Consider the following 23,028-nt stretch of genomic DNA (forward strand, 5'->3'; position numbering starts at 1 on the left):
AAATTAAGCAAATGACTGAAAAGCTGCAACCACTCAGAGGAATGAAAGATCTCTTGCCGGATGATTATAAAGTTCACGACTATATAATTAACAAAGCAAGAGATGTTGGAGTATTGTACGGCTATAAGCAAATGAGTACTCCTATTTTGGAGTATACTAAAGTCTTTAACCGCTCGATGGGTGAAAGCTCTGACGTAATCAGCAAAGAAATCTATAGTTTTTTAGATAAAAGCAATGATTCCGTAGCATTACGACCTGAATTTACAGCAGGTATTATAAGAAGCCTTATCTCAAACGGATTACAACATAAATTACCATTAAAGTTCTTCTCTACCGGTCCTGTTTTTCGTTATGATAGACCGCAAGCAGGGCGTCAAAGACAATTTCACCAACTAAATTATGAGTATATTGGTGCTAAAGGAGCAATTACTGATGCTGAAACTTTGAAGTTAGCCGTTGATATATTAAAAGCACTCGAAATAGAGCAGGATACTACCTTAGAGCTTAACTCTCTTGGATGTAGTGAATCAAGAAACGTTTATCAGCAAAAATTAGTAGAATATCTAAATGATTTTAAAGATCAATTATCAGAAGAAAGCAAAATAAGGTTATCCAAAAATCCAATGCGGATACTTGATTCTAAAAGTGAGACCGATCAGAAAATAATAGCAAACGCACCGGTTTTATCTGAATATTACACTGATGAGTCTAAAGAATATTTTGAGGAGTTAATAAAGTATCTAGATATTTTAGGCGTAGAATATACTATAAACCCACGTTTGGTTAGAGGACTTGATTATTACTGTCATACTGCTTTTGAATTCACTACGAAAAAGCTTGGGTCACAATCTACTATTCTAGCCGGCGGACGTTATGACGGGCTTGCTAAAATCATGGGTAATAACGATGATGTACCGGCTATCGGTTTTGCTGCCGGTATCGAGCGAATTGCTTTAATGCGAGAATATAACATATCTGAAGTAAAGCCGGTATTTGTATTACCTATAGGCGAAAATAATATTTGCTATGCTTTAGAAATTGTAGATAAATTGCGAACAGAAAATATTGCTACTATCATAGAACCCCTAGGTAAAATAGCTAAAAGAATGCAACGCGTTCTTAATGAAAATGCTAAACTTATTATTTTTATAGGTGACGAAGAGCAGACGAATAATAGCTTAAAAATCAAAGACTTAAAAAAAGAAGAAGAATATATAGTAGATTTTGCAAAAGCTCTTGAGTTATTGAAGAAATATTAGCATTGCTCCGAAGTAGTTGATATCGTCATTGCGAGGAGAGGAGAGGGTGTTGCACGGATCGGATTCTCATTGTCATCCCGCGACTTGATCGCGGGATCCAGTTAAAAATACTATATTTTAAGTAGTTTTTTGGATCCCGTGGTCAAGCCACGGGATGACACCTAGTGCGTTTTTCGATCCACGCAACAACGCTTACGGCTGCTCGCAATGACACCTCAGTATCCACGCAATAATGCTGCCAATAAGGTTCTTTTTAAGGGTTGTATAAAACAAAACCATCTCTTTTTACCCTAAATTTAACCACGACATCTAAAAATATGATTATTATAAACGATTTAGCCATGAGTTATGGTGCAAGAAGACTATTTACCGAAGTAAATTTGCATATTAAAAACAATAAACGATATGGTTTAGTAGGTGCCAACGGAGCAGGTAAAACAACTTTTTTCAAAGTCTTAACTAAGGAAGAAGAGCCGGCTTTCGATGAGATTAACATACCAAAAAACTCTAAAATAGGTTGTTTAAAACAAGATCAGTTTCTTTATGAAAATACTAAAATTATAGATACGGTAATAGCAGGGAATAAGGAGTTATGGAAAGCTTTACAGGAAAAAGAAGAGATATTAAATCGGCAAGAATGTAGCGATGAAGATGGGTATAAGCTTGGTGAACTTGAACAGGTAATATACGATAATGACGGTTATACTGCTGAAATTTTTGCAGCTAGCTTGCTTGTAGGTTTTGGAATAGCCGAAAAATACCATTATGAGCCGCTTTCTGCGTTGTCAGAAGGTTATAAGCTTCGTGTATTACTCGCACAAAATCTATTTAATAATCCCGATATTTTACTACTCGACGAACCGACAAACCACCTTGATATAGAGTCAAGAGAAGCTCTTAAAAAATCTCTAATTGATTTTGATGGTACGGTAATATTAGTAACGCACGATCGTGATTTTGCAAAATCCATAGCAACAAGAATTATTGCTCTTTCCCATAGGAAAAATATTGTTGATTTTAAAGGTAAATATGATGATTATATTGAGAAATACGGTAAATTGCTCACTAAATATAGATATCATCATTGCGAGCAGGAATTGCCCGCGTGGATACCCCACGTCATTGCGAGCAGCCATAGGCTGCGTGGCAATCTCGTCAAATATCCTGAGATTGCTTCGTCAATTACTTCGTAATTTTCCTCGCAATGACGATGAAAATCGAGTCATACAACAAAGCAGAATCTTAAATTTAATCACTCCACATTATAAAACTCTAAATGATGACCGCTAATAAACTTTTTTACTTCAGCATGTTTACCGTACTCATCAAAATTTAATAATAACCCTTGTTTGTTCGTTAAAATATAATATATTCGTAAATAGTCGGTCATCACAGTCCCATTTAGCTTTAAAAGCATTTTCCTTAATAAGTTTAACTCCGTTTACTCCGTGTTTGTGATATATTATTCTTTTTTTAAAGCAGAGATAAAAGGCGTAATTTTACTGTTATCAAAGGTATTATAGATTTTTTTAGAAATTGTACCGTAACAATCAAATCCTCTATATAAATTTAGCCGTACCTTTTGTTACTTCCTGATTATCAATTTTAGTTTGACCTTCTTTAGGAATATTCCAAGAATTATTATTGAAGTGAGTAATCTTTTGAATGGCTAGATAAAATTCATGTTTCTTTTTTAGTTGATAATATTGATGAATTTTTTTTATTGGAAATTCTGTTATAAAAAGCCATGTATTCACAGCCATCATATATTGATGAATAGAAAGGAACTAAGGTATTTTTTTTAATTACATCTAACTTCTTATAAGAAATTTCATATGGATTAGTTAACATTTCTAGAATGTATTTTATATATTCTACCGGCACATATTGTATTAAGCCGTTAGCTTTATCAAATTCGCCTTGTATTCTATAATTAGACCATAAATGATAGGCTGCTGTTGGATGTGTGGGTAGAAGCACAAAGGCATATTCATAACATTTAGTAGACATATCATAGCTTCCGGTTTCCTCATAAGCACGACCTATTCTATAATACTACTGGGCTAAAACCTGATTTTCAGTATTAGTATTTAACGAAAAAATAGATTCCTCAAGTAACGCTTTTGCCTCTTCAAAATTCTTATTCTCTATTAATAAATCAGAGAATTGACCTGACAAATCTAAGCTGAATTTTATATATGGTACTAGTGCTTGGGTAATTTTAAGTTTAGATTCCGGTTCAATAAGTTTTAGCACAAGAAGTATATATTCTGCACATTTGCTATATTGTTCAACTTCTTTTGCAAAGTGATTAAAATATAAATTTGTTGCTGTAATTATATATTTAAATATCTCTTTAGCAGCTTCATTATGTCTATTTAATATACTACATTGAAAGGCGAGACTCATTATTTGAATTTTGGTTAGCGTATCAGGTGGTATAGTAATGATTTTATCCGGTATCCATTTTATGGATTCACCATCTAATTTATATTCAAAAAAGCCGGGTCTTGTATTATCTTATAATTTTTCAACAATTCATGATTTTTGTAGCTTTTATACGGATAATTAGACATTAATCTATGCATTAGTGAATGCTTAATTTCTATAGCTTTTTTACTACTAACATTTTTAGCTTTTTCACTATTTAAATGTCCAAATATATAGGTCATCACTTCTATAGCAGCACCAACAGTTGGTATAGATGAAAAGTTTTTATCCATTTCTACTACACTAAGACCGGGAGAGTTTTTTCTAAATTGTTTTATACTAGTTTGCGATAATATATCAGCGTTGCTACAAATCTCAGTAGTATCGAGCTTAAAGGTAATTGAAGGCTCTGCATTTTTCATGAATATAATTTAGTATTAGTTGGGCTTAAGAACTGCTATAATATGATAAGAAAGTTTTGAAGTTTTACATAGAATTATTATTTACAATAGCCTCTAAAATAATAACAAAGAAGCTTAAGAAGACAATAGAGTTCTTAATTTAAAATGATAGTGAAATAGAGAAAGCCATGACTTTACCGTGTTATAGCTAAACCGCATTCAGTAGCTATAGATGAGAAATTTACTAATTGTCCTATACGAGTAGCACAGATTTTCAAAAAAGTTTGAAATGTTGAAGTGTCGGTAATGTTTTTAAGTTGCCTAACATCTCTTTCGATGTAGGTACGTATATAGTTTCTATACCATATTGTAGGCAATAAGTCTTGAGTGTAAAGTTTAGGGTAAAAACCTTTAAATATAAAATTTAGAGGTTCTCCCGTAACAGGTAATTTACTATTGATTTCGTTATGACTAAGAGGCAGTAAATATACTATAGCTGCTCTACCTGCTAAGGATTGTGAGATACTTTCAAGTAATAAAAAATTCTGTGAGCCTGTTAAAATAAATTGTCCGGCAATTTGGTCGTTATCTACTTTCGTTTGTATATATGAAAATAAGTCAGGACAATATTGTACTTCATCAATAATTGCTCCTTGGCTATAAGTAGATAAAAAACCTCTAGGATCTTTTTTAGCAAATTCTCTTACATCTACATCTTCAAGCGAGACATAAGGTTTATCTGAAAAAATCATTTTTACTAGAGTAGTCTTGCCGGATTGACGAGGCCCTGTAACAGTAAACTACCGGATAATATTTTGCTGAATATTTTATATAATCGGTTATATCACGATCAAACATAATATAATTTATTTAATATTGTACAAATTATAAATCCAATTTCTATTTTGTACAATATTTTTTTGTATTATTCAAATACAAATCCAGCAAAATATTTATGAAAATATCCGGTATCATATTTTGAGTCTCCTATAACCTTGGTCAAGCCACGGTATGACACTGAATTGATCACTAAAAATTTTTCACATAACCTAATGACAAAAGTAAAATATGAATATATTATTTAATTTTAGAATAATTAAATAATATACATTCAATGAGTGCAGATACTAATATTAGCGATAGCTTAGAAATTGTTACGCAAGATCATTTATCGATTTTTTCTTTAATAAGTTCATCCGACACTATCGGTAAGTCGGTTATGTTGATGCTTCTTATTGCCTCGATTTGGTCGTGGGCTATTATTTTGGACAAAATATTTAAGCTAGCACAAGTACAGCGAAGAATGAAGAACTTTGAAAATGTGTTTTGGTCCGGTGGAGTATTGGAGCAATTATATGAAAGCATAAAGAGGTCGGTTAATAATCCGCTAGCTTTAATATTCGTATCCGCTATGGATGAGTGTAAGAGTTTAAGTACTAAAGGGCTTTCTGATGCATTAAAAAATAACCATAAAGAGCGTATCACAAATTCAATGTATCTAGCTCAAAATAGAGAAGTCGAAAAGCTTGAGAAGAATTTAAGCTTCTTGGCAACCGTCGGGTCAAGTGCTCCTTTCGTGGGTTTATTCGGTACCGTTTGGGGGATCATGCACAGCTTTCAATCGATTGCTACTTCAAAAAATACTTCTCTTGCCGTAGTAGCTCCCGGAATTGCCGAGGCGTTACTTGCAACTGCGATAGGCTTATTTGCAGCTATTCCGGCAGGAATTTTTTATAATTATCTGATTTCCCGTATTACTCTTATCAATAATAAGATTGAAGATTTTATTATTGAGTTAAATTCTATACTTTCTAAGGCAATTGATCAGGAGAAAATGTAATGGCTATAAAGTTTGCCGGAAGTAATAGAAAAAGTAAAAGAGCGGTAGTTAGCGAAATTAACGTTACGCCACTTGTTGACGTGATGCTTGTGCTATTAATTATTTTTATGATTACTTCTCCAATGCTTGTTTCAGGGGTAAATGTGGATTTGCCTGAGACAAATTCAAGCCCGATTTCAGGGCAGGATGAGCCTTTGGTTGTTACTATCAATAATAAAGGCGAAATTTTCTTACTTGAAACTCCAATAGAAAGAACGCATTTAACCGACAAGCTTGCAAATATCACTAAAGAAAAAAAGGATGCTAGAATTTTTGTAAGAGGCGATAGAAATGTTTCTTATGGGCAGGTAGTAGAGATAGTTGCCGAAATTCATGCTGCTGGCTTTTCTCGTGTAGCTCTTATTTCAAATATTAAGAATAATGAAAAGTAATCAAAATAAGGATAATTTTACGGTTTTCCTTACCTTCTCTGTTGTTCTGCACTTACTTCTTTTATATTTTTTTCTATTCAGTATGCCGTCACTTTTTGAAAAATTACCGGAAGAGCAAACTATAACTTTTGAAATGTTACCTGTTAGCGATAAATCAAATATTATCACTCAGACAAAGCAAAAAGAAGTCCCCATAGAAAACGAAGACGCTAAAAAATCTGAGCAGAGTAAGCCAAAAGAAGAAGAACCGCAAGATTTGCCTAAAGAAGAAAAAGCAAAAGAGCCTGAGGCTAAAACAATAGAAGAAAAGCCTAAAATAGAAGAGAAAAAACCTATAGAAGAACCAAAGCCTGAAGAAGCGAAAGAAGCGTTGCCTGAGAAAAAAGAAGAAGTAAAGGAAGAAAAACCTAAAGAAGAGGAAAAAAAACAAGCAGAAGAGAAGAAGCCCGAAGAAAAGAAAGAGGAAAAGAAACCGGCTGAGAAACCTAAAGAGGTGAAGAAAAAAGAGCCTAAAACCGATGAGCTTGATTCTTTGCTGAAGAATTTAGAACAATCTTCGGAAGGGAATAATGTAAAATCCAATAAGCATCAAAGGTCAAAAAAAGCTGATAATGCAAAAGAAGCTAAAGGGGTTTATACGGATGGGCTGCTTCTTTCCGATAGTGAAACATCTTTAATAAAAAGACAAATTGAAAGACATTGGAGTAATGTACCGGCAGGGGTTAGAGGTAATAATAAGGTAAAAGTTATTATTAGCATTACACTAGATAAAGCAGGTAATGTTGAACAGGCAAAGGTTAAAGAAAAAATCTGTCCTAATATTCTGGCTAGCGTTTGTGAAGCTTTAGCGGATAATGCAATTAGAGCAGTATGGCAGGCAAGCCCTATCGAAAACATTGATCCTGCTCGTTTTAACCATTGGAAAGAGATTAATTTTAGCTTTGATCCGAGTAAATTGTAGGTTGGGCATTGCCTGTGTGGATACCAATACCACCCCGTCATTGCGAGCAGTCGTAGACTGCGTGGCAATCTCATGAAATAATAACAAACTCCTGAGATTGCTTCGTCAATTGCTATGCAATTTCCTCGCAATGACTATTTTCGAGCCACGTAGGCAAGCCTTTCGCAGGAATGACATTAAGAACCATGCAATAATTTAAAAATATTATTCATCATGTTCGTGGTAATCACCGATTAATTCAAGACCCATATCTTTTCGCTCATTATCAAAACAACAATAGCAGCAATAATCTATCAAGAATAATAAAGTTGCTCCCATTAAAAGTAGAGTCAAAGCAGTACTACTAGAGCTTGTTAGCTCATATTCTGAAGGTAATAAATCCGTAGGGATGTCTTTGTTCATAAAACTTAGTTATTATGTTTACTATTTGTAAATAAAAAAACTCTATAACTTTGTCTATTAAAATTAGATTTATTTCACAAAGTTTTAAGAGCAGGATAAGTAAATAACAATAAATGGCATAGATTTAGACCAAAATGGACTATCATAGAGCATAGCCTGTTTTATAATATGCATAACCATAGAAAAAACCGCATATAGTGCTTAAAGCTATATATATTAGCCCGCCTTGAAAATTGTGTTGACCCCAAATATTAAAGATGCTACAATAAAAGCTAGAATTTGCTGTTTCGGTAAAAGATTTTGTAATATTCTTTGTAAAAACCCTCGAAAGAATACTTCCTTAGCCATACAAACAAGAAAGAAATTATTAATTGCCCATATCGGTAATGTGCTTGGTGTTTTAGGTTCAAATAAAACGTAACCGCTTATTAAAGATAGAACCATAATAATTATTATACACAGTAATAAAGATAGTAATGTGTATTTTACAGTGCCGCTACTCTCTTGTTTTTCTAAAGACATCTTTCTAAACTTCGCTTCTAGAGGTGATTTAGACGTTGAACCGGTACTCGCATCCTCACGGTCTATGCGGTGCTGCGTTCCGTGTCTCCTTTAAATTCCTCTCTATAAGCTGGTCTAGAAAGATGTCTAATATATAAATCACTGATAGAGAAAATTATTAAAGCCGGCATTACCTTATCAAAATTTAGATACATAGAAAACGGTATGGATAATTCCGATAACTGTACTTTATTAATAGCAAGTATATTAAAAAAATCCCGGAACTTTATGAAAAGCAAATAAAGTAAAACAAAGGGAGATTAATATAAATAATAAGGTTTTTAGTACTTTATTTAACTGTAAATTAGAATAGGCATAGGTAATAGCAGCAAAAATAGATAAAGCCCCAACTCCTATAATATTTATTACGCCTTGATATAAAGCGGCTAAAATTGTAATGCCTATGCCTAAATATGCAGGTCTTTTATCACGACAAAATAAAGATATTAAGATTGTTGTAATGAGAAAAATGTAGGTGGATAGTTAAGGATGGCATATAAACCTTTGTAAAAAACTATTTTTAATATATGGTTATTTTTTAGCATTAAAAATAGAAAAATTATTAAATATAGAGATTTTTAATAAATAATAATTGGATTTTAAAAAGAAAATATAAAAGATAATCATAAGAAAAACCAATAAAATAATATATAGAATTGGGAGATTTTATGAAAGATATAGAATATTGGGAAAAAAATTTTGAAAGCTGTAAATATTCAGATAAATTAATCGAAAGGCTTTTGTTTTTAAATACTCAAGTAAAACAACCTATCGATATTAGAGAAGTTAAAAAAGGTATTTATTATGCTCGTAAATATCATGGTGAGCAAATGCGTCAATCGGGTGACCCTTATTATTCTCATCCAATCGCAGTAACAATTATGGTAGCGGAATTTGTAGCAAAAGAAGTGCCTAAACTCTTTACTTTTAGAATGCTACAAGCTGCATTACTTCATGACACTATTGAAGATACTGAACTTACTGAAGAAATGATTAGCAACATTTTTGATGAAGAAGTAGCAAGGCATGTAGAAGGTCTAACTAGAATTAAACCTTGTGGAAAAATAAGTAGCGAGAAAAGTCTTATTTTATTAATTAAACAAAAAAGATACGATACGGCTCTTATAAAACTTTTTGATAGAATACATAATTTACAAACTTTAGAAGCAAAATCGCCTGAAAAAGCTCATAAAATAATTAAAGAGACATTAAAAAGCTTTTTAGTGTTAAGTGAAATACTTGAAATACCTGTAGTTTCAGAGCTTATATATACTGAATGTTATAAAAACAATTTAAAGTTTAATATAAATTCTACTTTTAATAAAATTATAAACTTTGATTCTTTTCCATTCTATCAAAATAAGTTACTCCCATGAAGAAAGTTATACCTACCGGAATGAAAATTAAAAATAATCCCCAATATCCTAGATAATTGGTAATATAAACTAAACCAAATGACGTTATAATATAAGTAAATAATTTTGCTATTGCACTTAGCATACTAGTATATGTAAATCTCTTAAAAACCGGAAAATATTTATAAAATATAGGAGCTGCCGGTACGTGATCAAATACGAATAATGCAGCTAAACATTGAAAAATAAAAATATATAAAGGAGTAGGGTTATAATTTAACATTATAGGAAAAAAAATGAGAGAGGTAAAAAATAGATATAATTTTACCTTTAGGATTTTTAAAGGATGAATTTTATAGCTAATAAATGCAAGACTGATAATACCGAGTAAATCTATTATAGATACCCAAAAATTTTGATTTATAATTTGATTCGGAGTAAATCCGCATTCTCTTTTTAATATATCACCGCAATATATATACACGAAATAAAAACACGGTGGTCTAGCACACTGGATAAAAAAATACCAAATAGAAGTGGCGTTTGGAACTTTTTGATCTAGAATATCTTTGTCAATTTCTTCAAGCATAATATTATTTTCTTGAAGTCTTAGTTTTAATTTGTTTCTTTTATTTGAAAATGCCTCTGCTTCTTTTAAACTAGTCCTTGCAATAGTACCTACAAAAGCGATAGTTGCACCAACGAAAAAGACTATACGCCAACTTGATTCATAGTGATAAATATTTTGATTAGTAAAAATTGATGCAACACCTAGTGCTATCGTCGTGCCTACGGCAGAAAATACGGTTATAATTGCTACTAATGGATATTGTATAGGAGGAGATGAATTTTCGGTTAAATACAGCTCTGCACCTCGTGTTTCTGCAGTTGCCGACATACCTTGAATTATACGACATATAGTAAGAACCCAAGAGGCTGTTATACCTATCTGTGCATATGTTGGCATGCTGCCTATAATCACACAAGTAATAGCCATTAATAGGGTAGTTAAAACAACTACAATCTTACGTCCAAAACGATCACCTATATACCCAAATATTAATGCTCCTATAGGTCTTAGCAAATAGGTAGAACAGAAAGAAAAGGCAGTAAGCAACGAAAAAGTGAAAGAATCATATTCCGGAAAAAATAAATTATTTAAAAGCACCGCCATATGCACATAAAGCATAAGGTCAAAATACTCTAGAAATGTACCTATAGAAAGTAATCCGACAGCTTGTTTTTGTTCTTTATTTAAACTTCTTTGTTCTTTTTCGTAGCCTAACATAACCTTATATATATAATTAGATTACAAATAGGTTATACTTTTTTGGTTAAAAGTCAATAAAGGATTAATAATTTTTAATAAATATTTTTAATAAATATTGTTACAAAATATCTAGGTTCCGTAAAGTTATCTAACCTAAAATTTTCAAATTATCTATTTTTCTCTGAAAGCTTTAAATGCAGTATCAGTAACGGGATCAAGTAAATATCTAAGTAGTGTTCTAGTACCTGTTACGATTTGTACCTCAGCTTGCATACCGGGGTGTAATTCAAGATTTTTAACTTTAGCAACTTTGTTAAATTCATCCATATCGATTTCAACTCTTGCAACATAATAATTATCTTGCTGTTGTCCCGGATGCTGTCTTTCATCTTGTACTATATCGGGAGATATGCTTACTACTTTACCGGTAAATGTTGGAGTTGTTCTTGATTTAAATGCACTGAAACGTATTTTTGCAACTAATCCCTCATGTACTGAGTCAATGTTTTTTTGAGATACCTTTGCTTCTATTATTAATGGGTCATTAATTGGCGAAATTTCCATAATAGGTTGTCCGTGACTTATAACACCGCCTATTGTATGATATTTTAAATTATTAACTATACCGTCAACAGGTGATCTGATTATCACACGATTAAGCGAATCCGTCAGGGAATTATATTTTTCTTTAAGAGATGCTGTTTGTACTTGAGCTTCACGAAGCTCTGTTAAAGTCCGTTCAGTGTATTTATTTTGTTGATTTATAATTTTAATTTGAGTTTCGGTAATAGCATGGCGTATTCCTGCTATTTCGGCTTCAGTTATTGCAACATCGCTTTTTGAAGCGGCAACTTTTGCCTCTTGGTCTAATAAGGCTGCTTTTTGTACAAAGCCTTTTTCTTTTAACGTTCTTAAAGCTTTTAAACGGTCTTGATAAACTTCAGCAGTTTTGGAGGCGGCAACTTTTTTTGCTTCTAAACCTTCAATTTTTTTCTCAAGTTGAGCAATATTTTGATGTAATGCATCTTTCTCTGAGTTATATACTTCTTTTCTAGATCTAAATAAATTTTCCTGTGTATGAATTATTTTAGCTACTTCCGGTAAATTTATATCCTGCATTAGAAAATCAGAGAATTCGATTTGTTCTAAATTATCACGTTCGGCAATTAAACGATTTTCAGTTGCTAAAAAATTACGGTACTGACCAAGAATATTTTCATGTTCGCTTTTTATTCTAGTTTCTTCAAGTTCTATTAATTTATCGCCTTCTTTGACTTTATCACCTTGCTTAACATAAATAGCATTGATTATTCCGCCTTCATGATGTTGAATCGTTTTTTTATTTGTGCTTGGTATTACGATACCGACAGCTACAGCACCGCTATCAAGCGGAGCAAGAGCCGACCATAATCCGCCTATTAATACTAAAAAGATAATAACATAAATACCGAAAAGTATAGGTGATCTTGCAGTTTGGGCTACGTTATTACGATCTTTATCGGTTTTCTTGGTAATAAAATTAACAAACCTATCAAGTTTTACTAATAAGAATTCTATAGCATGAGAGGTTTTCTTTAATGTAGTGTTTATTAAAGCTTTACGTTTAGAACTCTGACCTTTAAGGTTTAACGCATCTTCTCTTAAGGACAATAATTGTTTTAATTGTTCCGGGGTAATTTGAGGTTTATTGTGTTTTAAGTCCTGCATAATATTTAATCATTATTCTCCTCTGTCATCCCGTGATTTATTCACGGGATCCAGGAAATTATTAGTATTTTAAGTTGTTTCTGGATACTGTGGCGGGGCCACGGTATGACAATTAAACTTATTTTGATATGACACTTTAGTTATTAATATGAATTGTACCGCTTTTTAAAGTTTTAAAGTGTTTTTGAATCTCTTCTTCCGTTCCGTAAAATGTAACGGCTCCATCCTGTAATATTAGAATTTTATCAACAACGGATAATACGGATGGTCTATGTGAAATTACAAGAACTGCTATTCCTTTAAGTTTTGCTTGTTTTAAGGCACTTGCAAGGGCAACTTCACCTGCTTCATCTAAATTAGCATTAGGCTCATCTAAAATGATGAGTTTTGGATTACCGTAAAAAGCTCTAGCAAGCCCGATACGTTGTCTTTGACCACCTGATAGATTAGAGCCTGCAGGACCGATATCAGAATCATAACCATCAGGGAATCTTAATATCATTTCATGAGCTCCGGCTATTTTAGCTGCTTCAATAACTTTTTGTGGATCGGCATCTTCTTCCATTCTAGCTATATTTTGTTTAATACTACCGCTAAAAAGTTCTATTCCTTGAGGAAGATAGCCGACATGTCTACCGAAATCTTCTCTATTCCAACGATAAATTTCAGCACTATCTAAACGTACGGAACCTGATGATTCTTTCCATACCCCGACTATGATTTTAGCTAAAGTTGATTTTCCTGTAGCTGAAGGACCGATAATTGCTAAAGCTTCGCCCGGTTGTACTGCAAAACTAACACCTTTTAAGATATATTTCGGTGCGGGAGGTTGCGGTAAATGTTTCGGTATAGGGTGAGCATAATAAATATTTTCAACAGTAAGATGACCATCAACGTTCGGAATTGGCATCGCTTCGTCTCTAGAAGAATAAGTGTTAAATAAATTATTAATGTTTTTGTATGATTTAATAGCGCCGCTCATACTTTTCCATAAATCAATAGCATTATCGAAAGGAGCAAGAGCTCTACCGACTATGATAGAACTCATAATCATATTACCGGGAGTCATATCTGCACTATGAGATTTTACAACAATGTAAGCACCGACTCCGGTAACAGCCATTTGCATTATATTACGAATAAACCTTGAAAAGTTAGAAATAACACCGTTACGATAGCTAGCAACCGATTGCTTATCAAGTGCTAATATGTTAAATTTATGCCAATTTTTTGTAATATTCTTCATCATTCCCATTGCTTCAATTGCTTCTGCATTTCTGTTTGCAATATCGGCTTGTGTCATACCTTTTATCGAAAATTCGGTAGCTTCACCGAGCGTTTTATTAGTAGCTGCAGCGTTAAAGAAAGCGGTTGAAACTATTATAATTGCACCAAAAACGGTAATAAGACCGATATATGGATGAATTGAAAAAATAACCGCAATATAGATAAGGCTCCAAGGTGCATCGAATAAGGTATTAATTCCGGTACTTGTTAGGAATGTTTTGACGGCTTGAAAATCACGTAATAATTGGCTAGAACCCATATTTGCTCGTGTTGCAGCTGCAGAAATTGAAGAAGCAAAAATTACGGGAGCTACTGTTCTATCAAGCCATTCTCCTACCTTTATAAGTGTAAAAGAACGGGCAATTTGTAATAATCCATAAACAAAATAAATATATGCGATTATTATTGATAAAAATAATAATGTTTGTAGATTACCGCTTCCAAGGACTCTATCAAGAACTTGTAGTGAGTAAAGAGGAGTAATTAACATTAGTAAGTTAATTACAAAAGCAAACCAAAAGACTGTCCAAAAAGCTGTTCTACATTCGCCTAATGCTATTACTAGCGGGGTTTTTTTATTTAGATTATTATTTTTATTATCCATATTAGTTATATTATAAATAATTATTAATTAGTTCTTCAGCAATTTGGACGCTGTTTAAAGCTGCTCCTTTACGTAAGTTATCACATGTGATCCATAGATTTATCGTATTAGGTTTACTTACGTCATTTCTAATGCGGGAGACATATACGGCATCTTCGCCTACCACTTCAACGGGTGAGATATAAGCAAGGTCATTATTATTAGAAATTGTAACAATTCCATCGGCATCTTGTAATATTTCTTCGACTTCTTTGGCATCAATTTTGTCGTTAAATTCTATGTTAACCGATATAGAATGACCGATAAATACCGGTACTCTAACAGAAGTAACGCTAGCTTTAAAGTGATTACCTATAATTTTGTTTAGTTCAAAAGCAATTTTTGCTTCTTCACTTGTATAGCCATCTTTATTTAAATCACCTATATGAGGAAAAAGATTAAATGCAATCTGTTTTGGAAATTTCTTAGGATCATTCTCTCCAAAAACATATTTAGATTTTGTTTGGTCGTAGAGTTCGTCCATTCCTGCTTTACCTGCTCCTGATACTGATTGATAAGTAGATATCACTATTCTTTTAATCTTTATTTCATTATCTAGCGGTTTTAATGCTACTGCAAGCGGAATTACTATACAGTTAGGGTTAGCTATGATATTTTTAGTATTAAACTCTTTAAGTGTTGATAAATTAACCTCAGGTACAATTAACGGTACTTGATCGTCAACCCTAAAAAGTGAGGATTTGTCGATAACTACACAATTACTAGCAGTAGCTTTTGGTATAAATTCTTTTGAAACTTCTGAACCTGCACAAAAAAAAGCAATATCGATATCGTCAAAATTTAAATTTTTTAAACTATTAATTTGTAGTATTTTTTCTCCAAAGCTTACTTCTCGCCCTAGAGAGCTATCTGAAGCTATAGCATAAACTTTATTAATGGGGAAATTATGCTCAGCTAGAATATTTAGAGTTTCACGCCCTACATTTCCTGTAGCTCCAATTACTGCAATATTGTATTTTTCAGTCATTTTTATTTATTAATCCGATGAGTTTTTCGCCGCCGATAATATGGAAATGGAAATGAAAAATAGTTTGTCCCGATTTCTCGCCTTTATTAGTTATTAAACGATAACCGTCTTTATCTAAACCCGCTTCATTTGCTATATCAGAAATTTTAGCAAAAAAATGTTTTATTTCGTCTATAGAAGCTTTAGAGATAAAATCGGCATAATCTATATATTCGTTTTTAGGTATAACGATAATATGTACAGGTGCTACGGGTGCTATATCTTTGAATGCTAAAATTTGTTCGTCTTCATAAATTATTTCTGCCGGAAGATTTTTACCTATGATTTTTGCAAAAACATTTTCTTTGTTATACATCATTTTATTCCTGTTAAAAGCTTTATTGCATGGCTCGTTTATTTCATTCCTGCGTAGACACCTAATCGTCATTGCGAGCAGTCGTAGACTGCGTGGCAATCTCATGAAATAATAACAAACTCCTGAGATTGCTTCGTCAAAATTTCAATTTTTCCTCGCAATGACGGAAAAATCGATCCACGCAACAATGCCATGCGGGAATGACATCGATCCTTAAGTTGACACTCATGTGCTTTTAGCTAGGAATGACATTAAGGACATTTTTCTATTCATTAAACGAGTATATTACGTTTTAGAAATTTTAATTCAGCTTCAATTCTAGAGTTGGCAATTATTATATCTTCTAGTCGGTAATTATTTCTTTTTAAATAATTTTCTCTAATATCTGAAGCAAAAAAGCCGAAGCCTAATATTAAGACTATCTTAAATATAAACTTTAACTCTTCGATATTAATCTCCGTAACGATTATATTCGCTATTACGGTAATAGCAACAACTAACCACATTTTATGGTATAATGCCCAAAATATACTTAAAAGAGCAGCTATCCATGAAAAGCCTTCTTCAATAACAATAAAATTATTATTTTTTTGTGTGGAGTTAATGTATATTGCGTATATATTCATTATTTAAGTTTAAGCCTTGAAAATTCAAGGGACAATAATTAATTAAATTGAATCAGTCTAGTATGCCTTTGATACTTCAAGATTTGGCTACATCGTTCTACAAGAGCTACGGTACGAACTATATTAAGTATACGCTCCGTTCCGAGGACTTTGAACTCCTAGCTCTTTTTGAAGTTGTATCGAAGTATAATAACTCTTCATTTTATTTAGGAGTAATTCTAATACTATATAGTACTTAATTAACAACTTAATATCAATAAATTTTATATTATGTCAGATAATTTAGCCTTACACGGCACAACAATACTTTGTTTAAAAAAGAACGAAGAAATAATTATAGCAGCAGATGGACAAGTCTCGCATGGTAATACCGTACTAAAATCTACAGCACGAAAACTTCGGACTATAGCAAATAATAAAATTATTGCCGGTTTTGCGGGTTCTACGGCTGACGGTCTTGCGTTATTTGAAAAACTTGAAGTAAAGATAGAGCAACATAAGCATAATCTACTTAGAAGTGCAGTTGAGCTTGCAAAAGATTGGCGTAGCGATAAATATTTGAGACGTTTGGAAGCAATGATGATTGTTGCTGATCGTAGTCATATATTAATTTTAACCGGTAACGGTGATGTCGTAGAGCCTGAAAATAATGTTGCAGCAATAGGTTCAGGCGGTTTATTTGCACTATCTGCTGCTCGTGCTCTAATGTCTTACGAGAATAATTTAACTGCTGAAGAAATTGCTTTAAAATCTATGAATATAGCTGCAGATTTGTGTGTATTTTCTAATCATAATATTATAATGGAAAAAGTTGTATGAAAGCTACTAAAACTACTTATAAAAAAGACCCTATGGGGCTTACCCCTTCTCAAATAGTTAATGAACTTAATAGGTTTATCGTAGGTCAAGAAAAGGCCAAAAAAGCCGTTGCTATTGCACTTAGAAATCGTTGTCGTCGTAAAAGAGTAGAAGGTAATTTACGTAATGAAATAGTACCGAAAAATATTTTAATGATTGGTTCAACCGGTGTAGGGAAAACGGAAATAGCAAGACGCCTTGCAAAGCTGACTAATTCTCCTTTCTATAAAATAGAAGCAACTAAATTTACCGAAGTCGGATATGTAGGGCGTGATGTAGAATCAATAATTCGTGATTTAGTCGAAATAGCCGTTAATACTGAAAAAACTTTAGCAAAAACAGAAGTAGATATTAATGCCCGTGAGAAAGCGATAGAGAGAATATTAGATAGTTTAGTAGGTAAAACTTCTAGTAGTGAGACTAGAGAAAAGTTCAAAGAAAAAATTTTAAACGGCGAACTTGATGATACGGAAATTGAAATTAGTGTAGCTGATACTACACCTGTCGGCGGTAGAAGTTTTGAAATACCGGGCATGCCGGGAGCATCTATGGGCGTTCTTAATCTTGGCGATATGATTGGACGAGCCCTTGGTAGCAGTAAGACTAAAACAAAAAAAATGCTAGTTAAAGATGCTATGGCTATTATTATATCTGAGGAATCAGAAAAATTAATAGACCAAGAAAAAATTATTCAGCAAGCTATAAATTTAGCTGAAAATGACGGGATAGTTTTTATTGACGAAATTGATAAAATAGCTTCGACCGGTAGTTCCGGAGCAAAAAATGCCGAAATAAGTAGAGAGGGAGTGCAAAGAGATTTGCTACCTTTGATAGAGGGAACGACGGTTAATACTAAATATGGACCGGTTAAAACCGATCATATATTATTTATTGCTTCCGGTGCTTTCCATATTGCTAAACCTTCTGATTTATTACCGGAGTTACAAGGAAGATTACCGATGAGAGTAGAATTAAATTCGCTTACCAAAGATGATATGATTAAAATATTGCTTGAGCCTGAAACTAGTTTAATAAAGCAATATTCGGCGTTAATAGGTACTGAAGACGTGCATCTTGAATTTGCTGCTTCTGCTATTGAAAAGATAGCGGATTATGCGATCAACGTTAATTTAGAAGTCGAAGATATAGGGGCTAGAAGATTGCATACTATACTTGAGAATTTGCTTGAGGATATAAGCTTTGAAGCTAGCGAAATGAAAGGCAAAAAAATAACTATCGATGATAAATTCGTAGAAAATCAATTATCAAAAATAATAACTAATCTTGACTTAGCTAAGTTTGTTCTATAGTATGCTTTTTCAATTAATGGTTCGAGCTAAGATTGTTATTTTTCGTCGTTGCGAGGAAATTACGTAAGTAATTGACGAAGCAATCTCAGGAGTTTGTTATTATTTCATGAGATTGCCACGCAGCCTATGGCTGCTCGCAATGACGACTTTAGTATCCATGCAATAACATCTACAACCTAGCAAAATGGCATTTTAAGAAAAATTTCATGATAATTCATATAGCAAGTCTAACGTTTAATGGAATTGATATTATTGATGTTGACGTGCAGGTACAAATATCACCGGGTATCCCTGCTTTTATTATAGTAGGGCTTGCCGATAAAACTATAGCTGAATCAAAAGAACGAGTTAAGGCAGCGTTATCTTCTATAGGGCTTGCACTACCTACTAAAAAGATTTTAATAAATTTAGCTCCGGTAGATTTAGTAAAAGAAGGAAGCCATTTTGATCTTGCGATTGCTTGTTCGATACTTACCGCTTAATAGGTTCACAAGTTTTAACTCCTCCGGAAGCTAAGCTGCAAGATGAGCCGATAAATTATCCCGATTTTAAAGATATAAAAGGTCAAAAAATTGCTAAACGAGCTTTAGAAATTGCAGCATCAGGTGGGCATAACCTTTTAATGTTCGGTCCTCCCGGAACCGGTAAATCAAGGCTTGCTGCCTGTCTTCCCAGTATACTACCTAAAATGTCTACAAAAGAAATTTTAGAATGCAGCACGATTACAAGTATTGCAGGAAAATTTTTAGACGGTAAACTTACCAAAGCAAGGCCGTTCAGAACTCCGCGTCATTCATGCTCACTTGCCGCTATGGTCGGCGGCGGTGTCGGAAAAAAAGTAAAGCCTGGAGAAATTACGCTAGTTCATAACGGAGTATTATTTTTAGATGAACTACCTGAATTTCCACAGCATGTTATTGATGCATTAAGACAACCTATTGAAAACGGTGAAATACTAATCTCCAGATCAAACGCTCATATAAAATATCCGGCAAATTTCCAGTTAATAGCAGCTATGAATTCTTGTAAATGCGGTTATTTAGGCGATTCTTATAAAGAATGTATGAAAGCTCCAAAATGTGCTAGCGACTATCAAATGAAAGTATCGGGACCTATTATGGATAGATTTGATTTGCATATAGAAGTATCTAGTATTATAATTATGACTTGATTGTAGATAACTCTGAGGAAGAATCTGAATATATAGCTGCAAGAGTCGAGAAAGTGCGTTTGATTCAAGAAAAGAGATATGAGGGCTATAATATTAAAACAAATAACAAATTAGACGGGCAGTTATTAATAGATTACGCTATGCCTGCGGATGAAGGTAGAGATTTACTGAATGAAGCGGCAAATTTCGTTTATCAATGTGTGCTTATAACCGAATACTTAGAGTAGCACGCACGATTTGCCGATCTTGAGAATGTTGATAAGGTCTTGAAAATTCATATTGCTGAAGCTTTGAGCTATAGTAAAATGGAATTTAATAATATGTATACGTAGATAGAACTTCAAAAATTGGCTACGTCGTCCTACAAGAGCTTCGGTACTCACGTATTAAGTATACGCTGCGTTCCTCGCCTTGTGGACTCCTTGCTCTTTTTGAAGTTGACTTCGTATACTGTCTTCATTTTTTGCAATATATTTAAGATGATTTGATGATTTAAGGATAAAAGATATGAGTACTATAATTAAGTTTTGATTATGCTATAAAATATTTGCTTAAGGATAAAGGTGATTACGAGATAGTTGAAGGATTTATCTCGGCAATACTTAAAGATGCTGGTTATAGTGCCGTTAAAATAAAAGCATTACTTGAGAGTAGCAGCAATAAAGAAAATGATAGCTTAAAATCTAGCGTAGCAGATGTAATTGTGGAAGATGAAGAAGGGCATAAATATATAGTAGAAATAGATAAATCCTATACAAATCTTTTTATGCATAAAGCTTGTTTTAATTCTAGTAGATTAATAGTTGATAGTATTTCTAAGAGCGAGGATTATTCTACTATAAAAAAATATTTCATATTAATTTATTGTATTTTCCTTTTGATAATATGAAAGCACCTTTATATCACGGTAAGACTATTTTTAGAGAAGTTGATAAAAACACCCTATGAAATTTTCTTTGGGAGATAAAATATTTGATTTATGTAATGTATTTCCAGAATATTTTGTAATATCAGTACCATTATTTAATGATGTTATAAGAGATGAATTGGATGAATGGCTATATGTAGTAAAACATTCTGAAGTTAAGAAAGATTTTAAATCACCATATATGAAGAAAGTAGCAAAGCGTCTTGATATACTTAAGATGACTCCTAAAGAGCAAATTATTTATCGTGCCTATATGAATAAAAGCTTTAAAGAGCGTGATTATATAGTTTCTGCTGAAGAAAAAGGTAGAGAACAAGGTATGGCAAAAGGAATAGAAGAAGGGAGGGAAAAAGGTAGACAAGAAGGGATACAAGAAGGCGAAGTTACAAAAAGTATAAAAATAGCAAAAAAGATGTTAATGAAAAAAACTCGATAGAAGAAATACATGAGATTACTGAAGTATCTATAAAAGAAATAGAGCGATTAAAAGCAGAAATTGAGAACCTTAAAAAATAACTATATTTAATGACAAAAATTTACTTTATAGCCGGTGAGGTGTCAGGAGACTTTGTAGGTGGTCGTATAATTCAGCATTTAAAAAACAATATAGGAGTACAGCATCATTCACAAAGCTTCAGACAGGATGAATTTAAGAGTAAGTCTGCGAAAGCAGTACAAATAGTACGTGAGCATAGACTTAACTCAAAAAATTCGCCTGTATCAAGCTTTGTGAATGATGCTGTACAGTTTGTTGGTGTTGGCAGCAAATATATGGAGGAAGCTGGTAGCTTTAAAAGCTTATTTCCTATTACTTCCATAAATTTAATGGGTTTTGTAGAAATTTTGTCTCATATTTTTAAGCTTAAAAAATTAATTGATAAAACTGTGGAGGATATAATAAATAGTAAAGCTGATTTATTAATTACCATAGATTCACCAGGGTTTACTTATCGTGTGGCAAAGCGGGTAAGAAAACTTTTACCAAAGCTGAAAATGATTCATATCGTTGCACCGTCAGTTTGGGCATATAAAGAGGGTAGAGCAGTAAAATACGCTAAAATTTATGATTGTTTATTTGCTTTACTACCGTTTGAGCCTCCATATTTTACTAAAGTCGGTCTTGATTGTAGATATATAGGTCATCCGATTATGGAGCAGGAGTTTTATAGCGATAAAATAGCTTTACGTGAAGAGTTTAAAATAGACGAGAATGAGAGAGTTTTATGTGTTACTCTCGGAAGCAGAAAAGGAGAGATTCTAAAGCATTTACCGGTTTTTGTTTCTTCTATTGAAGAAATATTTAAGAGTTGTAATAATCTTAAAGTTATATTTACTCTTGCAAATCCTGCTCATGAGGCAATAATAAAACCATTTTTAGAAGATGTTAAGTTTAATTATTTATTTTCAAGTGAGAGACTTAAAACTTATGCTGTTGCGGATGTAGCTCTAGCAAAATCCGGTACTAATACTTTAGAGATAGCAGCTTCCGGTACCCCTATGATTGTAGCATATAAGGTTAATATTTTAAGTTTTCTTATCATTAGGCTATTGATAAAAATAAAATATGTTACGTTAATAAATATTATAGCTGATAAAGAAATAATTCCAGAATTTATCCAATTTAATTGCCGAGCTAGTCTTATTAGTAATAAGCTTCAAGAGTTATTATTTAATTCTAAAAAAGCTTATGAGCAGGTAATAGAAAACCAAAAAATTTTGCAGCAATTAGGATTTAAATCAAACCGATTACAGCTAAATTCAGAAAGCTTTAGACACGATGAATTTAAAGGCAAGCTAGATAGGCGTACAAAAGTACGTGAGCACAGGCTTAGCTTGGAAAATTCGCTTGTATCAAGTGATCGAGATGACGCTGTACCTTCTTATATAGCTGCAGAAATTATTAAACAGGAGTTCTTAGAACCTAAAATAAAGTTGTTAAAAGAGAAAGATTAGTACTTGAGCCGGTGGTCCACAACATTTTCTGAATTATAATAAACATTAATATTAATATAATAACAAAATATATTTCCATGTTTTTTCTTATAGTATTAATTTGTTTCATTAAAATTTCTAAATCATTGGAAATTTTTTTGTATTCCTCATTGTTATCAGAACGCATTGTTGTCAAGAAACCGGATAAGTTTCCTAACTTATTTTGTAAAGCTTTTAACCTTTCAGTATGTTCTTCGTGTTTTAGATCGGTATTGTGATCTTGTATCATAATATATAATGCCCATTATAAGAT

Annotated in this window: 23 protein-coding genes and 4 pseudogenes; 12 read left to right on the forward strand and 15 right to left on the reverse strand. The window is 32.7% G+C overall.

Translation table 11 applies throughout. The features are described 5' to 3' along the window. Positions 1-11 precede the first annotated feature (11 nt). Entirely contained in the window at positions 12-1,259 is a 1,248-nt protein-coding gene (gene hisS, locus MB29_RS06430) for a histidine--tRNA ligase (RefSeq protein ID WP_032139541.1), read from the forward strand. 317 nt (positions 1,260-1,576) lie between these two features. Next, complete coding sequence (locus tag MB29_RS06435; protein ID WP_084686973.1) at positions 1,577-2,452, forward strand: ATP-binding cassette domain-containing protein; 876 nt, start codon at positions 1,577-1,579, stop codon at positions 2,450-2,452. A 59-nt stretch (positions 2,453-2,511) separates the two neighbouring features. Here MB29_RS06435 and MB29_RS11850 read toward each other — a convergent pair whose 3' ends face one another. The 5 genes and pseudogenes from MB29_RS11850 to MB29_RS08750 all read right to left on the reverse strand — a co-directional run bounded on the left by MB29_RS11850 (position 2,512) and on the right by MB29_RS08750 (position 4,842). Further along, a complete protein-coding gene (locus MB29_RS11850; RefSeq protein ID WP_215426271.1) occupies positions 2,512-2,649 on the reverse strand; it encodes a hypothetical protein in 138 nt (45 codons plus the stop codon). After that, a pseudogene (locus tag MB29_RS13045) lies at positions 2,645-2,980 on the reverse strand (hypothetical protein); the annotation flags it as partial. The gene MB29_RS11850 and the pseudogene MB29_RS13045, both read right to left, overlap by 5 nt. 334 nt (positions 2,981-3,314) lie before the next feature. Next, entirely contained in the window at positions 3,315-3,668 is a 354-nt protein-coding gene (locus MB29_RS13050) for a hypothetical protein (RefSeq protein WP_233418990.1), read from the reverse strand. Between the two features lie 74 nt (positions 3,669-3,742). Further along, complete coding sequence (locus tag MB29_RS13055) at positions 3,743-4,111, reverse strand: hypothetical protein (protein WP_233418991.1); 369 nt, start codon at positions 4,109-4,111, stop codon at positions 3,743-3,745. Positions 4,112-4,284: 173 nt separating this feature from the next. Beyond that, the gene (locus MB29_RS08750) at positions 4,285-4,842 is read right to left on the reverse strand and encodes an ATP-binding protein (RefSeq protein ID WP_233418992.1); all 558 of its coding nucleotides are present in this window, start codon (positions 4,840-4,842) and stop codon (positions 4,285-4,287) included. A gap of 362 nt (positions 4,843-5,204) precedes the next feature. Between MB29_RS08750 and tolQ the strand changes: the two genes are divergently transcribed. Genes tolQ through MB29_RS06470 form a run of 3 tightly spaced genes read left to right on the forward strand, consistent with a single transcriptional unit; the run spans position 5,205 to position 7,322 of the window. Continuing rightward, complete coding sequence (tolQ, locus tag MB29_RS06460; protein ID WP_032139542.1) at positions 5,205-5,930, forward strand: protein TolQ; 726 nt, start codon at positions 5,205-5,207, stop codon at positions 5,928-5,930. Next, the gene (gene tolR, locus MB29_RS06465) at positions 5,930-6,361 is read left to right on the forward strand and encodes a protein TolR (RefSeq protein ID WP_032139543.1); all 432 of its coding nucleotides are present in this window, start codon (positions 5,930-5,932) and stop codon (positions 6,359-6,361) included. The genes tolQ and tolR overlap by 1 nt, the downstream gene beginning before the upstream one ends. Beyond that, a complete protein-coding gene (locus MB29_RS06470) occupies positions 6,351-7,322 on the forward strand; it encodes an energy transducer TonB (RefSeq protein ID WP_032139544.1) in 972 nt (323 codons plus the stop codon). Before tolR ends, MB29_RS06470 begins: the two co-directional genes overlap by 11 nt. 204 nt (positions 7,323-7,526) lie before the next feature. Here the strand turns inward: MB29_RS06470 and MB29_RS06475 are convergent, their stop codons facing one another. The 3 genes and pseudogenes from MB29_RS06475 to MB29_RS14515 form a co-directional block, all read right to left on the reverse strand. Next, positions 7,527-7,724, reverse strand: a complete 198-nt coding sequence (locus MB29_RS06475) for a hypothetical protein (protein ID WP_032139545.1) — start codon at positions 7,722-7,724, stop codon at positions 7,527-7,529. Positions 7,725-7,940: 216 nt separating this feature from the next. Beyond that, the gene (locus MB29_RS13845; protein WP_032139546.1) at positions 7,941-8,246 is read right to left on the reverse strand and encodes a CPBP family glutamic-type intramembrane protease; all 306 of its coding nucleotides are present in this window, start codon (positions 8,244-8,246) and stop codon (positions 7,941-7,943) included. A gap of 65 nt (positions 8,247-8,311) precedes the next feature. After that, a pseudogene (locus MB29_RS14515) lies at positions 8,312-8,380 on the reverse strand (palindromic element RPE1 domain-containing protein); the annotation flags it as partial. A 573-nt stretch (positions 8,381-8,953) separates the two neighbouring features. Between MB29_RS14515 and MB29_RS06485 the strand changes: the two are divergent. Beyond that, positions 8,954-9,661 carry an HD domain-containing protein gene (locus MB29_RS06485; protein WP_032139547.1) on the forward strand — a complete coding sequence of 236 codons (708 nt, stop codon included), beginning with the start codon at positions 8,954-8,956 and terminating at the stop codon, positions 9,659-9,661. On the opposite strand, the gene MB29_RS06490 is transcribed toward MB29_RS06485, so the two are convergent. The 6 genes from MB29_RS06490 to MB29_RS06515 form a co-directional block, all read right to left on the reverse strand. Then, complete coding sequence (locus MB29_RS06490; RefSeq protein WP_032139548.1) at positions 9,612-10,928, reverse strand: MFS transporter; 1,317 nt, start codon at positions 10,926-10,928, stop codon at positions 9,612-9,614. The genes MB29_RS06485 and MB29_RS06490 overlap by 50 nt on opposite strands. 153 nt (positions 10,929-11,081) lie before the next feature. Beyond that, the gene (locus tag MB29_RS06495) at positions 11,082-12,617 is read right to left on the reverse strand and encodes an HlyD family type I secretion periplasmic adaptor subunit (RefSeq protein ID WP_032139549.1); all 1,536 of its coding nucleotides are present in this window, start codon (positions 12,615-12,617) and stop codon (positions 11,082-11,084) included. Between the two features lie 136 nt (positions 12,618-12,753). Then, a complete protein-coding gene (locus MB29_RS06500) occupies positions 12,754-14,508 on the reverse strand; it encodes a type I secretion system permease/ATPase (protein WP_032139550.1) in 1,755 nt (584 codons plus the stop codon). A gap of 10 nt (positions 14,509-14,518) precedes the next feature. Continuing rightward, positions 14,519-15,535 (reverse strand): aspartate-semialdehyde dehydrogenase, encoded by a 1,017-nt coding sequence (gene asd / locus MB29_RS06505; protein ID WP_032139551.1) that lies wholly within the window; start codon positions 15,533-15,535, stop codon positions 14,519-14,521. Further along, positions 15,528-15,890, reverse strand: a complete 363-nt coding sequence (locus tag MB29_RS06510; RefSeq protein ID WP_032139552.1) for an HIT domain-containing protein — start codon at positions 15,888-15,890, stop codon at positions 15,528-15,530. The genes asd and MB29_RS06510 overlap by 8 nt, the downstream gene beginning before the upstream one ends. A gap of 272 nt (positions 15,891-16,162) precedes the next feature. Then, positions 16,163-16,516, reverse strand: coding sequence for a DUF2628 domain-containing protein (locus MB29_RS06515; protein ID WP_032139553.1), 354 nt, complete (start codon positions 16,514-16,516; stop codon positions 16,163-16,165). A 270-nt stretch (positions 16,517-16,786) separates the two neighbouring features. Between MB29_RS06515 and hslV the strand changes: the two genes are divergently transcribed. From hslV to lpxB, 6 genes and pseudogenes are all read left to right on the forward strand, one after another. Next, a complete protein-coding gene (hslV, locus tag MB29_RS06520) occupies positions 16,787-17,335 on the forward strand; it encodes an ATP-dependent protease subunit HslV (RefSeq protein ID WP_032139554.1) in 549 nt (182 codons plus the stop codon). Continuing rightward, positions 17,332-18,684: an ATP-dependent protease ATPase subunit HslU gene (gene hslU / locus MB29_RS06525; protein WP_032139555.1), complete on the forward strand. Its 1,353-nt coding sequence runs from the start codon at positions 17,332-17,334 to the stop codon at positions 18,682-18,684. The genes hslV and hslU overlap by 4 nt, the downstream gene beginning before the upstream one ends. Before the next feature lie 206 nt (positions 18,685-18,890). After that, a pseudogene (locus MB29_RS13065) lies at positions 18,891-20,187 on the forward strand (YifB family Mg chelatase-like AAA ATPase). A gap of 215 nt (positions 20,188-20,402) precedes the next feature. Continuing rightward, positions 20,403-20,744: an Rpn family recombination-promoting nuclease/putative transposase gene (locus MB29_RS10675; RefSeq protein ID WP_233418993.1), complete on the forward strand. Its 342-nt coding sequence runs from the start codon at positions 20,403-20,405 to the stop codon at positions 20,742-20,744. After that, positions 20,720-21,299, forward strand: a pseudogene (locus MB29_RS11875) (hypothetical protein). Before MB29_RS10675 ends, MB29_RS11875 begins: the two are co-directional and overlap by 25 nt. Positions 21,300-21,308: 9 nt before the next feature. Further along, positions 21,309-22,736 carry a lipid-A-disaccharide synthase gene (lpxB, locus tag MB29_RS06545; protein ID WP_032139556.1) on the forward strand — a complete coding sequence of 476 codons (1,428 nt, stop codon included), beginning with the start codon at positions 21,309-21,311 and terminating at the stop codon, positions 22,734-22,736. On the opposite strand, the gene MB29_RS06550 is transcribed toward lpxB, so the two are convergent. Next, complete coding sequence (locus tag MB29_RS06550; protein WP_032139557.1) at positions 22,705-23,004, reverse strand: hypothetical protein; 300 nt, start codon at positions 23,002-23,004, stop codon at positions 22,705-22,707. The genes lpxB and MB29_RS06550 overlap by 32 nt on opposite strands. Between the last annotated feature and the right edge of the window lie 24 nt (positions 23,005-23,028).

It is taken from the genome of Rickettsia tamurae, assembly GCF_000751075.1.
In the GTDB taxonomy this organism is placed as follows: Bacteria; Pseudomonadota; Alphaproteobacteria; order Rickettsiales; family Rickettsiaceae; genus Rickettsia; species Rickettsia tamurae.

Coding starts and splice junctions, on each gene's coding strand:
- hisS (WP_032139541.1), top strand. CDS start 12: ATGACTGAAAAGCTGCAACCACTCAGAGGAATGAAAGATCTCTTGCCG.
- MB29_RS06435 (WP_084686973.1), top strand. CDS start 1,577: ATGATTATTATAAACGATTTAGCCATGAGTTATGGTGCAAGAAGACTA.
- MB29_RS11850 (WP_215426271.1), bottom strand. CDS start 2,649: ATGACCGACTATTTACGAATATATTATATTTTAACGAACAAACAAGGG.
- MB29_RS13050 (WP_233418990.1), bottom strand. CDS start 3,668: ATGAGTCTCGCCTTTCAATGTAGTATATTAAATAGACATAATGAAGCT.
- MB29_RS13055 (WP_233418991.1), bottom strand. CDS start 4,111: ATGAAAAATGCAGAGCCTTCAATTACCTTTAAGCTCGATACTACTGAG.
- MB29_RS08750 (WP_233418992.1), bottom strand. CDS start 4,842: ATGATTTTTTCAGATAAACCTTATGTCTCGCTTGAAGATGTAGATGTA.
- tolQ (WP_032139542.1), top strand. CDS start 5,205: ATGAGTGCAGATACTAATATTAGCGATAGCTTAGAAATTGTTACGCAA.
- tolR (WP_032139543.1), top strand. CDS start 5,930: ATGGCTATAAAGTTTGCCGGAAGTAATAGAAAAAGTAAAAGAGCGGTA.
- MB29_RS06470 (WP_032139544.1), top strand. CDS start 6,351: ATGAAAAGTAATCAAAATAAGGATAATTTTACGGTTTTCCTTACCTTC.
- MB29_RS06475 (WP_032139545.1), bottom strand. CDS start 7,724: ATGAACAAAGACATCCCTACGGATTTATTACCTTCAGAATATGAGCTA.
- MB29_RS13845 (WP_032139546.1), bottom strand. CDS start 8,246: ATGTCTTTAGAAAAACAAGAGAGTAGCGGCACTGTAAAATACACATTA.
- MB29_RS06485 (WP_032139547.1), top strand. CDS start 8,954: ATGAAAGATATAGAATATTGGGAAAAAAATTTTGAAAGCTGTAAATAT.
- MB29_RS06490 (WP_032139548.1), bottom strand. CDS start 10,928: ATGTTAGGCTACGAAAAAGAACAAAGAAGTTTAAATAAAGAACAAAAA.
- MB29_RS06495 (WP_032139549.1), bottom strand. CDS start 12,617: ATGCAGGACTTAAAACACAATAAACCTCAAATTACCCCGGAACAATTA.
- MB29_RS06500 (WP_032139550.1), bottom strand. CDS start 14,508: ATGGATAATAAAAATAATAATCTAAATAAAAAAACCCCGCTAGTAATA.
- asd (WP_032139551.1), bottom strand. CDS start 15,535: ATGACTGAAAAATACAATATTGCAGTAATTGGAGCTACAGGAAATGTA.
- MB29_RS06510 (WP_032139552.1), bottom strand. CDS start 15,890: ATGTATAACAAAGAAAATGTTTTTGCAAAAATCATAGGTAAAAATCTT.
- MB29_RS06515 (WP_032139553.1), bottom strand. CDS start 16,516: ATGAATATATACGCAATATACATTAACTCCACACAAAAAAATAATAAT.
- hslV (WP_032139554.1), top strand. CDS start 16,787: ATGTCAGATAATTTAGCCTTACACGGCACAACAATACTTTGTTTAAAA.
- hslU (WP_032139555.1), top strand. CDS start 17,332: ATGAAAGCTACTAAAACTACTTATAAAAAAGACCCTATGGGGCTTACC.
- lpxB (WP_032139556.1), top strand. CDS start 21,309: ATGACAAAAATTTACTTTATAGCCGGTGAGGTGTCAGGAGACTTTGTA.
- MB29_RS06550 (WP_032139557.1), bottom strand. CDS start 23,004: ATGATACAAGATCACAATACCGATCTAAAACACGAAGAACATACTGAA.